At 58.9% G+C, this 13,810-nt stretch carries 12 protein-coding genes; 4 read left to right on the top strand and 8 right to left on the bottom strand.

From position 1 onward, the window contains the following. Positions 1 to 2 precede the first annotated feature (2 nt). The 6 genes from gntR to ACWJ62_RS10065 form a co-directional block, all read right to left on the bottom strand. On the bottom strand, positions 3 to 1,001 hold the full coding sequence (gene gntR, locus ACWJ62_RS10090) for a gluconate operon transcriptional repressor GntR (protein WP_449286054.1): 999 nt from the start codon (positions 999 to 1,001) through the stop codon (positions 3 to 5). Then, entirely contained in the window at positions 1,002 to 1,520 is a 519-nt protein-coding gene (locus ACWJ62_RS10085) for a gluconokinase (protein ID WP_449286053.1), read from the bottom strand. It lies immediately after the preceding gene. A gap of 1 nt (position 1,521) precedes the next feature. Continuing rightward, positions 1,522 to 2,838, bottom strand: a complete 1,317-nt coding sequence (locus tag ACWJ62_RS10080) for a TRAP transporter large permease (protein ID WP_449286052.1) — start codon at positions 2,836 to 2,838, stop codon at positions 1,522 to 1,524. Then, a complete protein-coding gene (locus ACWJ62_RS10075) occupies positions 2,831 to 3,433 on the bottom strand; it encodes a TRAP transporter small permease subunit (RefSeq protein ID WP_449286051.1) in 603 nt (200 codons plus the stop codon). The genes ACWJ62_RS10080 and ACWJ62_RS10075 overlap by 8 nt, the downstream gene beginning before the upstream one ends. 61 nt (positions 3,434 to 3,494) lie before the next feature. Then, complete coding sequence (locus tag ACWJ62_RS10070; RefSeq protein WP_449286050.1) at positions 3,495 to 4,505, bottom strand: TRAP transporter substrate-binding protein; 1,011 nt, start codon at positions 4,503 to 4,505, stop codon at positions 3,495 to 3,497. Between the two features lie 292 nt (positions 4,506 to 4,797). Continuing rightward, positions 4,798 to 5,478, bottom strand: a complete 681-nt coding sequence (locus ACWJ62_RS10065; RefSeq protein WP_449286049.1) for a TetR/AcrR family transcriptional regulator — start codon at positions 5,476 to 5,478, stop codon at positions 4,798 to 4,800. A 192-nt stretch (positions 5,479 to 5,670) separates the two neighbouring features. Here ACWJ62_RS10065 and ACWJ62_RS10060 point away from each other — a divergent pair, with 192 nt between their 5' ends. The 4 genes from ACWJ62_RS10060 to coaD all read left to right on the top strand — a co-directional run bounded on the left by ACWJ62_RS10060 (position 5,671) and on the right by coaD (position 10,272). Beyond that, the gene (locus tag ACWJ62_RS10060) at positions 5,671 to 7,116 is read left to right on the top strand and encodes a coniferyl aldehyde dehydrogenase (protein WP_053113180.1); all 1,446 of its coding nucleotides are present in this window, start codon (positions 5,671 to 5,673) and stop codon (positions 7,114 to 7,116) included. A 176-nt stretch (positions 7,117 to 7,292) separates the two neighbouring features. Beyond that, positions 7,293 to 7,931 carry a hypothetical protein gene (locus ACWJ62_RS10055; RefSeq protein WP_449286048.1) on the top strand — a complete coding sequence of 213 codons (639 nt, stop codon included), beginning with the start codon at positions 7,293 to 7,295 and terminating at the stop codon, positions 7,929 to 7,931. A gap of 28 nt (positions 7,932 to 7,959) precedes the next feature. Continuing rightward, entirely contained in the window at positions 7,960 to 9,555 is a 1,596-nt protein-coding gene (locus tag ACWJ62_RS10050) for a GMC family oxidoreductase N-terminal domain-containing protein (RefSeq protein ID WP_449286047.1), read from the top strand. A 240-nt stretch (positions 9,556 to 9,795) separates the two neighbouring features. Next, positions 9,796 to 10,272, top strand: a complete 477-nt coding sequence (coaD, locus tag ACWJ62_RS10045; RefSeq protein ID WP_062786015.1) for a pantetheine-phosphate adenylyltransferase — start codon at positions 9,796 to 9,798, stop codon at positions 10,270 to 10,272. A gap of 62 nt (positions 10,273 to 10,334) precedes the next feature. Here the strand turns inward: coaD and ACWJ62_RS10040 are convergent, their stop codons facing one another. Then, complete coding sequence (locus tag ACWJ62_RS10040; RefSeq protein ID WP_449286046.1) at positions 10,335 to 11,624, bottom strand: DUF945 family protein; 1,290 nt, start codon at positions 11,622 to 11,624, stop codon at positions 10,335 to 10,337. 21 nt (positions 11,625 to 11,645) lie between these two features. Then, on the bottom strand, positions 11,646 to 13,787 hold the full coding sequence (gene ppk1, locus ACWJ62_RS10035; protein WP_449286045.1) for a polyphosphate kinase 1: 2,142 nt from the start codon (positions 13,785 to 13,787) through the stop codon (positions 11,646 to 11,648). Positions 13,788 to 13,810 lie beyond the last annotated feature (23 nt).

Genomic DNA, 13,810 nt, shown 5'->3' with positions numbered 1-13,810 from the left:
AATTACAGGGTGCCACCGCACTCTATCCGGTAACCGAGGTCAATCACCTGTTCGCCGATGTTCGCGCCGGACAGGCGAGCGATCAGGGCCTCAGCCGCCCTCTGGCCCACCTGCTCACGTGGCGTAATGACACTGGCCAGCGTCGGCACCATGACCTGGCCAACATCGTGGCCGTGAAAGCCTGCTATCGCCATTTGACCCGGCACTTCGATACCCTGCCGCTGGCACTCGAAAAACGCACCTATAGCCACGTCGTCGTTGGTGCAGAAGATCGCGTCAGTGTCAGGCGCTTCGATGAGTATGCGTTGCAGCAATGTGGCGCCGACACTGAATGATGAGCGCTGTTCACTGCGCAGGGTAACGGGAATCAGCCCCTGTTCCTCCATGGCGCGGGTGTAACCTTCCTGTCGCTGCAACGTGCGGGCATCCAGCCGAACCGCCAGGTACACCACATGGCGGCGACCACGACGAATCATCTCCCGCACCATGTCATAGGCCGCACGCACATTGTCAAAACCCACCGCCTGCTCGAAGGGCGTCGTGTGGGTGTCCATGATTTCCACCGTGGGCACGCCCGCCGTCCCCAGCATTCGCAGGGTGCGGTCGGTGTGCTGGCTTTCCGACAGGATCACGCCATCGACGTTGTAGGACAGTAGCGAGGCCAGACTGCGCTCTTCCACCTCGCGGCTGTAACCGTAGTGGGCCAGCATCAGGTGATAGCCCGCCGGTTCGGTGACTGATTCGATCCCCTTGATGACATCGGCGAAGACCTGGTTGGTCAGCGATGGCAGCAGCACACCGATTGCGTGACTGGTGGATTTGGACAGCAGATCCGGCGCCCTGTTCGGGATGTAACCCAGCGCCTCGGCCTCTGCGAAAATCCGCTCACGCATGTGTTCAGACACATTATCGCCGCCCCGCAGGCAACGGCTCACGGTCATTTTCGTGGCACCGACCCTATCGGCAATATCCTGCAGTGTTGGGCGCTTCTTTTTTACCATTCAGCTTTTCCGCCTCCGATCAGGTGTACTCAGCACTGCCAGGCAGCGCTCGACAATCCGGTCGGGCGGTTCGCGGACGTCCACGACGATGGCCCCTTCCCCGGGTTCCGGCTTCTCCAGTGTGCGGAACTGGCTTTCGAGCATGGAACGACCATTGAAGTAGTGGTCTTCCCGACTGGAATGCCGAGACCAGATGGTTTCCATGTCGCCCTTGAGATAGACAAACTGCAGTGACGGATTTCCCGCCCTCAGCCGGTCACGGTAAGCCCGCTTGAGGGCGGAACATGCCAGCACCAGACCGCCGTGCTCAGACTTGACCAGCCCTGCCAGATCATCCAGCCAACCGCTGCGATCGGCATCGGTCAGCGGCACACCGCTGGCCATTTTGGCCACGTTGGCCGGGCTGTGAAAGTCGTCGGCGTCGAAAAACGGCACCTGAAGACGTTTCGCCAGCCGGGTACCAATCAGGCTTTTGCCACACCCGGACACACCCATGACGATAATTTTACGGACGCTCATATCACTGCCACCACAAGGCCAGTTGCGGGAATGCGATCAACAGGGCCAGCGCAACAATCTGCAGGGCAATAAACGGCAACAGGGACCGGAAAATCTCGCCGAGGGTGATATCCTTGGGAGTTACTGTTTTCAGATAGAACGCGGCCGGGCCAAAGGGCGGTGACAGAAAGGATACCTGCATATTCATGCAGAACACCACACCGAACCAGATCGGGCTGTAGCCCAGCTCCGTGACAATGGGCACGAAAATCGGCATGGTCAGCAGGGCCACCCCGACCCAGTCCAGGAACATGCCCAGAATCAGAAGAATAAACATCATGAACAGGATGGTGGTTAGCCCATCGCCGCCACTGACCGCAAAAACCATCTCGCGGACAAACTCGATACCGCCCATCAGGTTGTAGACGCCCACAAGAGCGGTGGCGCCGATGCCGATCCAGATGATCATGCCACACACCCGCAGCGTACTGATTGTGGCTTTGCGCACCATGGCCAGAGACAGTTCACCCCGGATCCAGGTACTGATGGCAATGCCCAGCACACCCAGGGCCGATGCTTCGGTAACCGACGCCACGCCGCCATAGATGCTGCCCAACACGACCACCACCGACAGAATCGGGAACAGCAGGGCCTTGAAGAAGTTCGGCGCTGGGGTGTCCGGCTGGTCCTGGTCGGAGGGGATGGGGGCCATCTCCGGCTTCAGCCAGACCCTGACCAGCACGTAGCCCATGTAGAGCAGCGCCAGGATCAGCGCGGGCAGGAACGCGCCCTTGAAAAGGTCACCAATAGAGACGTTTGCGGTCAGGCCATAAATGATCAGGACAATGCTCGGCGGCAACATGGTGCCCAGCGCACCACCGGCACAAGTGGTACCAATGGCCAACTTACGATCGTAACCCAGGCGCAGCATCTGCGGCAGCGCCAGGATGCCGAGCAACACGGTTTCGCCACCGATCACCCCCGACATGGAAGCAAGGATCACCGCCACCACCAGGGTCTGGAGGGCGACACCACCGCGCAGCTTGCGGCCAAAACGAGCCATCGCATCAAACAGGTCCCGGGCAATCCCGGAATGATCCAGTAGCGACGCCATCAACACGAACATCGGCACCGCCAGGAAAACGTAGTTACCGATAAAGCTGTAAAGACGACTGCTCACAATCGGCAGCGCGTCAGGGCCAAACCAGCCCAGGGCAAAGACCAGGGCCACCAGGCCGGTGGCAAAGGCCAGCTGCATGCCGGTCAGCAACAGTACGATCAGCATCAGCAGCATCAGCAGGCTGCCGTAGCCAATTCCGAGGGAAGCCAGCTCAAACATTGTCTTTCTCCCCGGTCGGTGCCGGACCACGCAGATCACGAATCAGGTGCAGGACAAACTGGAGGGTCATGACAGCAATCGCCACCAGAATGATCACCTTGAGAAAGGCGGGAAACGGCGGATTCCAGGCCGACCCGGAGGTCTCCAGGCGCCAGCCGCCCCAGGGTGCCCAGACAGCGCCCCTGGCCATGAACCAGCTGGCGTAGAGCAGCATCGAACAGAACGCCAGCCCGAACAGATGGTGAACCACCCGCAGCCAACGCTGGACGGTCGGGGACACGGCGTCGTAGATCAGCACAATACGCACGTGGCGATCGGTGGCCAGGGCATAGAGCCCACCCAGCACGAACAGGGTGGCACCGGCGAAGGTCACCGTTTCATGCACCCAGAGCGTCGGCGAACCGAACACGTATCGGCGGACAATCTCGTAGAAAGACACCAGAACAATCAACGCGAACACCAGGCTCAGCTTTTTTCCCAGCCAGACAATGGCGCGGTCAAGGCGGGTAAAGCCGATATCCTCGTCGGTTTCGGGCAGCAGATCACCCTGGGCCGGAGTGCGCTCCGGCCCGGAGGAAAGGTTTGCAGTAGACATAATCAACTCCGCGCACTGGGCAGGCCTTGCCCGCCCAGTTACTGGTTACGGGGCATCGCCTTCAGAGCAGGCCCTGAGATTCCAGATAGCCGGTTACCGACTGATAGACTTTCTCGGCATTGGGGGATTGCTCAGCGTATTTCTTCCACTGATCCCGGGCTATGGTCCGAAACTTCCGGCGCTCTTCCGCCGACCAGTCATGAACGGTGACATCAGGATTGGCGCGGGCTTCCCTGACGGCCTTCTTGTCCGCCATGGCCAGCTGGGTGCTGATATCCTGGGCGAAGTCCCGGGCCGAGACGGTCATGATTGCCTGAATGTCCTCGGGAAGCTTTTCCCAATCTTCCAGGTTCATGGCAATTTCGATCAGCGGCAGGGAGTGGAAGCCCGGGTATACCGGATGCGGGGCAATTTCGTGCAAACCGGCTTCGTGGTTGGTGGAGAACACCGTGTAGTCGGCAGCATCAATAACACCCTTACTCAGTGCGGTGTAGACCTCGGAACCTGGCAGGTTCACTGGCGCCGCCCCGGCGGCGGCAAACACCGACTGCACCAGACCTTCCGGTGCACGCATCTTGAGGCCTTTCAGGTCCTCCACACCGTCCAGCGGTTTCTTCGAAACAAACGACTCCAGGCCAGTGCCACCACCGCCAACAAACTTCACGCCATAGGGCGCGTAGAGCTCGTTCATCAGCTCATAGCCACCGCCATAATTGATGTAATCGATGAGCTGGTCCGGGCTGGACCAGGCGCCCACGGTATTGCCAATTAGCCCGAACGCGGGATCCTTGCCGGAAAAATAACCGGTCACCGACACATGGCCATCCAGGACGCCCATATTCATGGCACCGAGAGTTTCGGTATGGCTTACCACACTGCCCACGGGCAGCAGATCAATGGCAACACGGCCACCGGTCATTTCTTCGACGCGGTCAGCCCATTGCTGCTGAATCTCGAAGTTCTTGACGCCAGAGGGATCGGAGGACTGGAACTTGAAGGTGTAGTCCGCCGCGAAGGCGTTAAAGGCAAGTGCAGCTGACAGTAGGCCAGTCGCGAGTCGGGTCGGGAACATAATCGCGTCTCCTGATTGTTTTTGTGCCGGCATATGTTACCGGTAACATAAGGAGCGTATCGAATTCGGAAACCACTTACAAGGGTGTTTTTTGAGCAGGAAACAGTAGGGAATTAAAAAACCGGCCTGCCAGAAAGCAGACCGGTGAAACGTCAGGGTTTGCGACGTGCTAAAACCTGAGATCGCACTCAGGAGACGCAAGGAATGTCCGAATTCCCAACGTCACTCAATATGACTGTGGTGTTCGACAAAAGTTCCAAAACAGATCGTTTTTTGACCAGATTTTCGGGTTTTACGTACAAACCCCGTTAGCAGACTCGCCCAGGTCATGAAGCGCCGGCCGATATTTTTCTCTCAGTGCCATGACACGCTCGCGATAAACCGGGGTGAGATAGGGAATTTCCAGGGTAAGCACCTGGTAGATGCCCTGCTTCAGCTCCGTAAGCGTCAGGCAGGCGGATGCCTCGGCCGCATGGGCTGTCTTCAGGAAAGCCATCCAGTTGGTTATCACCAGCCACACGTTCAGCGACATGGCCGATCGGAGATCCTCTTCCTGGGGTTCAATAATACCCGCTTCCGCCAGCTTCTCGAAGATACGACTGATAGACGTCAGACAGCGGTTGGTGAAATCCCGATAGTCCTGGCGCAGCCTCTGATCACTATCGAGAAGGTATTCCAGATCCCGGTGGAAGAACCGATAGCTCCAGAGACCGTCGAAGACCGACTCCAGGTAGAAGGTCATGTCGTCCAGGGTCATCGCCCGGTCTTCCGGAATATCCAGGTAGAAATCCACCAGTTTTTCGTATTCCAGGAAGATCTCGTAAATGATGTCCGACTTGTTGCGGAAGTGGTAATACAGATTGCCCGGCGAAATCGCCAGGTGCGCCGCAATATGGTTGGTCGTGACGTTGCGCTCGCCACGTTCGTTAAAAAGCTCCAGGCTGGAGAGCAGAATTTTGTCTCTTGTCTTCATAGACCCGTCGGCGTTTGTTGTTGTATCGCTCACAGATGGCCCGATTCGCCACCCGCCTCCGCTTGACTCACTAGAGTATATACTCTAATAATACCTCCAGACGCAAATTGAGTAATTTTTCGCCAGTCGTTCAATATCTGGAATAACAGGTCGCCGACGAACTCTGATCGGCACCAATGAGGAGAAAGCATCATGGGAGCCACTGTCGTCCAGCTCACCGAGAGCAAGAAACAGATCCAGCATACCCACCGCGTGTTTGAGGATCAGAAAAAGGCGTTCCGCAACAATCCGATGCCCTCCCTGGCCGAGCGGCAGGAGAACCTGAAACGCCTCAAGCGCGTTCTGCTCAACAACCAGGATCGGCTCCTGGATGCCATCGACCGGGATTTCAGCTGCCGCTCGAAGGACGAATCCCTGATTGCCGAGGTCATGCCTTCGATCCAGGGCATCAACTACACCCTGAAAAGCCTCAGCGGCTGGATGAAGCCGTCCAGGCGCCACGTCTCGGTGCTGTTCCAGCCCGCCAGCAACAAGGTCCACTACCAGCCCAAGGGTGTGGTTGGCGTGATCGTGCCCTGGAACTACCCACTGTATCTGGCGGTGGGTCCACTGGTCGCATCCCTGGCAGCGGGCAACCGCACCATGATCAAGATGTCGGAGTACACGCCACACACCTCGGCCCTGTTCAAGGAGCTGATCGAAGCGAGCTTCCCGGAGGACCTGGTCTCGGTTATTAATGGTGAGGCCGACGTGGCGGCGGACTTCTCGTCACGTCCGTTTGATCACCTGCTGTTTACAGGCTCCACATCGGTGGGCAAGCTGGTCATGAAGGCGGCAGCAGAGAACCTGACACCGGTCACCCTGGAGCTGGGAGGCAAATCCCCGGCCGTGGTCTCTCCGGATGTGCCAATGGAGGACGCTGCCCAGAGAATCGCCTTCGGCAAGGCTTTCAACGCCGGCCAGACCTGCGTGGCGCCCGACTACGTGCTGTGCCCCGCTGACCGGGTGCAGTCGTTTGTCGACGAGTTCCGCGCCCGTTTTTCCGAGATGTATCCCAGCCTGCGGGACAATGACGACTTCACCGCCATCATCAATGAGCGGCAGTACGATCGACTGCAAGGTTACCTTGAGGACGCCCGGGAGAAAGGCGCCGAGCTGGTGGAGATCAACCCTGCCCGGGAGAATCTGAAGGACGGCACCCGAAAGCTGCCCCTGACGCTGGTGCTGAACACCACGCCGGATATGAAGGTGATGCAGGATGAGATCTTCGGTCCGATTCTGCCGATCGTCAGTTACGGCAGCCTGGATGAAGCCATTCATTACATCAATGATCGTCCGCGGCCTCTGGCCCTGTATTTCTTCGGATACGACAAGACCCAGCAGCAGCATGTGGTGGATAACACCCACTCTGGAGGCATGTGCATCAACGATTCCCTGATGCACGTAGCCCAGGACGATCTGCCGTTCGGTGGCATCGGCGATTCCGGCATGGGGCACTACCACGGCCGCGAAGGGTTCCTGACCTTCTCCCATCACCGGGCCATTTTCACCAAGCAGAAATTCAACAGCGGCAAGTTTGTCTATGCGCCCCACGGAACGACTGCGCACAAATTGGTTTATAAATTCTTTATCCGCTAGACCCCAAGCCTGGGAGTCTGTCGAAGGCCGGTTCTGCCTTCCGAAACACGCCGTTAATACATCCGTGTAGGCTTGGGCAAAACATCCCTGTTTTGCACAGTTTCGGAAGGCAGAACCGGCCCTCGACGATCAGACAAGTTCAGCTCCTTAAATAAAACAATAACGAGAATACCCCCATGCAAAATCAGACCCCTGATCCGTCAGGACACCCTCAATTTGCCGATCTCAACCGCCGAAGCTTTCTGAAAACCGGGCTGGGCGGCGCTCTGGTTCTGGGTACCGTCAGCATCACCGCCGGGTTGAGCGGTTGCGCCACCCGGCCGGCGGGTCGGCTCAGTGCCGTCGGCACCCGGATGGATGCCAGTTACCAGTTCCGGTTCTTGACCGCGGACGACATTGCATTATTTGAAGCCCTACTGCCCGCCATGGTTGGACCGGGCTTGCCGGAGCAGCCTCAGGCCAGAAACGCAGCGATTGCCGGGACCATCGAACGAATTGATGCCGGCATCCACAAGTTCGGTCCGGCCAACCAGAAGGAACTGCGGCAACTGTTTGATCTGCTGAACTTCGGGCTCACCCGGGTGACCGTTGCACGGGTCTGGTCCAGCTGGCCGAATGTGACAACGGCGGAGGCCGACGCGTTTCTGGAGCGCTGGCGCACCAGCCGCATCGGGCTTTTCAACAATGGCTACATTGCGCTGACCAAGATCAGCAACGTGGCGTTTTATGGCTATCGGGATTTCTGGCACCTGTCCGGCTATCCCGGACCACCGCAGTACGCGGTCGACGCATTGCCACAATTCCAAAACGCCTGATTGCCAGCTGATCTGACGGAGCAGAAACATGTCATTGACCGATCGTATTGCCCGGGGCCTGGATTCAGGCTGGAACGTCACCGATAGCGCCCTCCTGACGCAAAATCTGACCACGGAAGCGGACGTTGTTGTTATCGGAACCGGTGCCGGTGGCGGCACCACCGCCGAGATTCTGGCCCGCAGTGGGCTGTCCGTGATCCTCGTTGAGGAGGGCCGGCTCTACTACCAGAAAGACTTCAAGATGGACGAGCAGACCTCTTATGCCAACCTCTATCAGGAGGGCATGAGCCGGGTAACCCGGGACGGGGCAATCGCCATTTTGCAGGGCCGCTGCGTAGGCGGTTCCACCACCGTGAACTGGACCAGCAGCTTCCGGACCCCGGCGCCCACCCTCAATTACTGGGCCGAGCAGTTCGGCCTGGAAGAGCTGCGGCCGGAAGCCATGGCGCCCTGGTTCGATGGCCGCGAGGAACGCCATTCCATGTCACCCTGGCAGGTCGACCCGAACGTCAACAACGACATCTTGCGCCAGGGCTGCGAGAAACTGGGGTACAGCTGGCAGATCATTCCCCGGAACGTGAAAGGCTGCTGGAACCTGGGCTATTGCGGCGTCGGATGCCCGACCAACGCCAAACAGGGCGCCCTGATGACCACCATTCCGGGGGCGCTCGATAACAACGCCCGGTTATTCCACAGCCTGCGCGCCGACCGCCTGGTCATGAACCAGGACGAAATCGACCATCTAGAAGCCTCTGCTTTTGCCGATGATGGCATCACCCCGACCGGCATCAAGGTCAATCTCAAAGCCAGACACTTCGTGGTCGCCGCCAGCGCCATCGGCAGCCCCGGCCTGCTGCTTCGCTCCAACATCCCGGACCCGCACCAGCGGATCGGCAAGCGTTCGTTCATCCATCCGGTCAACGCCACCGTCGCCCAGATGCCTCAGCGCGTCGATCCATTCTATGGCGCGCCCCAGTCCATCTACTCTGACGAATTCAACTTCCGCAACGGCGTCGACGGCCCGGCTGGCTACAAACTCGAGGTACCACCGCTGCACCCGGGCATGTCCAGCGGCGTCATACCCGGCCACGGCGAAACCCAAATCAACAACATGGCCGGCCTGCCCCAAATGCAGTCCATCATCGCCCTGCTCCGGGACGGCTTCCACCCCGAAAGCCCCGGCGGCACGGTCTCCCTCCGCGACGACGGCAGCCCGGTCCTGGACTACCCGGTCACCGACTACCTCTGGACCGGAATCCGCGAAGCCTTTCACACCATGGCCGAAATCCAGTTCGCCGCCGGCGCCGAAAAAGTCCGCCTGATGCACCTGGATTCCGACTGGTACACCAACTGGACCGACGCCAAAGCCGCCATCAACCAGCTCCCCATGGCACCCCACCGGGTCCGCCTGTTCACTGCCCACCAGATGGGCGGCTGCGCCATGGGCGCGGATCCGGCAACCTCAGTGGTCAACGGCTTTGGCGAACACCACCACGTTAGCAATCTGAGTATCCACGATGCCTCGATCTTCCCAACCAGCATTGGGGCAAACCCGCAACTATCGGTCTATGCGCTGGCGGCAAGAAACAGCACGAGGCTCGCACAAAGCCTTACCGCGACCTGACAAGGATCGGGGCGGCAAGCTCCATTGCTAGCTCGCATGTGGGCCGCCCCTCCTCCCGGGAATGTCGAAGGCCATGGATGGCCTGAGCCAAGCGCACAGGGATGTGCTTGTAGCGTTTCCCGGGAGGAGGGGCGGCCCAGATGCAGTAACCGAGGCCACGCAAGCCTGCATAAAAGTCCCGGACTACAGCACCAACGGTGATCCTGATATCCTGTTTGCCTTAAACAAAAGGAGCTGCGCATGTCCAAAGTCATCTATCCGGGCACCTTCGATCCCATCACCAACGGCCACACCGACCTGATCGAACGGGCCGGCCGAATGTTTGATGAAATCGTTGTTGCCATTGCCTACAACCCCAAGAAACAGCCACTTCTCGACCTCGAAGAACGCTGCGAACTGGTCCGCCAGGCAACCGCGCACCTCCCCAATGTCACCGTCACCGGCTTCAGCAACCTGCTCGCCGACTTTGTCCGTGAACAGGGCGCCACCGTGATCCTTCGCGGCCTCCGGGCGGTGTCCGATTTCGAGTACGAATTCCAGCTGGCCGACATGAACCGCCGGCTCGCGCCGGAAGTCGAGAGCGTGTTCCTGACGCCGGCCAACCACCTGTCCTACATCTCCTCCACGCTGATCCGGGAAATTGCATCCCTGGGTGGCGATGTCTCGGAGTTTGTTGATCCGGCCGTAGAAGCTGCCCTGAAAAAGAAGTTCAGCTGAACCTGAAATAATAAAAAAAGCCCCGACCAGCGGGGCTTTTTTATGGCGCTGAGCCAGCGGCGTCAAAGCAACGGCGGCAAAGGAATTTCCACACCGTTCACGTCCAGCACAAGATCTTTCATACTGGCATCAAGCACCAGTCGGTCGCCTTCCTCTACCAGCAGCCCCTGTTTGATCAGCGGCGCCAACTGCAACCGGAATTCCGGGTATTCCTCCGCGAGCGCGACCGGCAGACTGAGATCCATTTCGCCGGTCAACTGCTGCATCACCATCAACATTTCGGTTTTCTGATCCGCCGTCAGCTCCGGATGGGCGATCCGGGCGCTGCCTTCAATCACACCCTCCGGGGTGGTCACGGTCAGCTCTGAAAAACCAACCGAGAATCCGGCTGCTGCCAAATCCCGAACGGCGGCATTCACCTGCTGCATGGCGGCCATCTGCTGCTCAAACTGTTGGGGACCGCCAGAGGCCTGAGTAACAGCCAGTGCCTGCATGGATGAAAGGCTCTCGGTCAGGTTGCTCCAGGCCGCCACATCCAGCCCCGACAATCCGAACACCAGCCGCTGGGGCCCATACCGCTCATCGGCCGCTGAAACGCTGGCAACCTCGACCGTCATTCGTGAATCCAGGCGTTCGCCATCGTTGACCGGCTCGCTACTGCTACGAACCGAGATCTCCTGAAGCATGAACGGGGCTTCCCCTGCCGGGGTCACCGCAACCGATTCCACCGCAATCTCGCCGGAGCCGGTCCAGACCTCACCGGTCAGATGATTCATGGTTTGTTCGAGGCGGAAGTCGCTGATCTGAATATCCAGGTCCGGACCGGATAGGGTTACCGCTGGCCAGACCATCAAGGCATCGGCCTGAGAACCGGCGTCACTGATCTCAATTCTTGCCAAACCGCCACTCGAGGCCAGGGTCTCCCCGGAATCCGGGTCCGTCAAGGTCATCTGGGGCGCTTCGAGTTCGAGAACAGCAGTGCCCCAGAGACGGGTTTCCAGGGTCAGCCTCGGCTCCTCACCGGAGAACCAGTCCGTCTCGCCGGCGGCCCAGCCATCCTCAGGCTGGAAATCCACCAGGCTGCCGGTCACGCCATGGGTCACATTGGCCCGATAGGCAAGCCTCTGGGATTCACCGGTTTCCGGATTGATCAGGTTCACCGAACCTCTGAAATGGGCTCCGAGAATACCCCTCTCATAGTTATCCGTTTCCATGCGAAGGAAAGGTTGTGCACCGTTCACCTCCGCTGTTGCCTGGTGCCACTGCTGCTCAGTTACGTATCCAACGACCCAGGGCAGGCCGCCCGCTACAGCCAGCACACCAGCGCCGGCAATCATCCATTTGGCGTTCAAACACTTTCTCCAGTTCGGGAATCAGGTCTTTCCGGTCAGCCGTTCCAGCAATACCAGCTGTGAGGCAAGGCGTTCTTCACCTTCTGCAGGCTTGTTCTGAATATAACTGCCGTCCGGTTGCAGTACCCAGGACTGACAATTGTCGGCCAGGTAGGTATCCAGATCTTCTCTGACCCGGGCGGCCAGATCAGGATCATCCAGAGGAAAAGCGGTTTCCACTCGGCTGAGCAGGTTCCGTTCCATACCATCGGCACTGGAACAGTACACATCCGGGCGGCCATTGTTGCCAAAATAGTAAACACGGGTGTGCTCCAGGAAACGGCCAATGATCGACCTCACCCGAATATTCTCGGAGAGGCCCGGCACCTCTGGCCTCAGACAACAGATGCCGCGGATGATTAGATCAATTTTCACGCCGGCCTGTGAAGCCCGGTAAAGCGCCTTGATCAGCTGGATTTCCGTCAATGCATTGAACTTGAAGATAATCCGGCCTTTCTCGCCATAGCCTGCTTCCCGATCAATCAGGCTCAGGAGCCGTGGATGAAGGGTGAAGGGCGAATGGAACAGCTTTTTGATCTTCAGGGCCTTACCCATGCCGGTAAGCTGCTGGAACAGCTTGTTGACGTCGTCGCTGATGGACTCATCGCAGGTCATGAAGCTGTAATCGGTATACAGACGGGCGTTACCGGCATGGTAGTTACCGGTGCCCAGGTGCACGTAGCGGCGCAGCCGTCCCTCTTCACGCCTCACAATCAGAATCATCTTGGCGTGGGTCTTGTAACCAACCACGCCGTAAACCACGATCACGCCCGCTTCCTGCAGCCGACTGGCCAGCTCGAGGTTCTCGGCCTCACTGAACCGCGCACGCAACTCGATAACCGCGGTAACCTCCTTGCCGCGGCGGGCGGCATCCGCCAGCGCCTCGACAATCTCCGAGTCTGCTCCGGTTCGGTAGAGGGTCTGGCGAATCGCCAGAACCTGTGGATCCTTGGCGGCCTGGCGCAGCAGATCAACGACCGGGCTGAAATTTTCGTAGGGGTGCAACAGGAGAATCGGGCGCTTGCGGATGGCATCAAACATCGATTCCTTGCTGCGTATCAGCTTGGGAATCGACGGCGAAAAACCAGAATAGGTGAGGTCCGGCCGGTCCACCAGCCCACCGACAGCCATCAATCGGGTCAGGTTCACGGGACCATGAACCTGGTAAAGATCGCGCTCGGTCAGACCGAACTCCTTCAGGAGGAACTGAACCAGCTCTTCCGGGCAGTTGTCGGCAACCTCAAGGCGCACGCCGTCGCCAAACCGGCGACTGAGCAGCTCCCCACGCAGTGCCGAAGCCAGATCTTCCAGGTCGTCCTCAAGCTCAAGGTCGGCGTTTCGGGTCAGCCGGAACTGATAGCAGCCTTTCACCTCCATGCCGGGAAAGAGTTCATCGGCATGGGCGTGGATCATGGACGACAGGAACACCAGGTTCTCGCCACCGCTGCAGACATCATCAGGCAGCCGGACCAGGCGCGGCAATGAGCGTGGAGCCGGCACAATAGCCATGCCGGTTTCCCGCCCGAAGGCGTCCTTGCCGTCCAGCTCAACAATGAAGTTCAGGCTTTTGTTGACCAGACGCGGGAACGGGTGCGAAGGATCCAGCCCGATGGGGCTGACCACCGGCAGGATCTCCTCTTCGAAGTAATTGCGCACCCACTCCGCCTGCTCCTGCGTCCACTCCCGGCGCCGGACAAAGTGAATGTTCTGCTGTTCCATCTCGGGAATCAGCACATTATTGAGTATGTCGTACTGCTCGCGGATATACTCGTGAGCAACACGGCTGATTTCCGCCAGGGCCTGGTCCGGCATCATGCCATCGGCACCAACGGTCTCACGGCCATATTTCATCTGCTGCCGCAGACCGGCCACACGGATCTCGAAGAACTCGTCCATGTTGCTGCTGAAAATGCAGCAGAAAATCAGACGATTGATCAACGGGTGCGTCGTATCCAGGGCCTGCTTGAGCACGCGGTAATTAAACTGGAGCTGGCTCAGTTCCCGGTTGAAGTAATTTTCATTGGCATCCAGGTTGATCTCCTCACCAACCGGGGGCACATCCACCGGCGCAGGCACACTCCGGTCATCCCCTGCCGTCTGATTCTTCGCCGTTTCCGTTGTCATGGTTCCTCGATCCCAGTGTGTTC

The organism is Marinobacter sp. PE14, from assembly GCF_053566155.1.
This window is presented reverse-complemented; position numbering and strand designations above follow the sequence as displayed.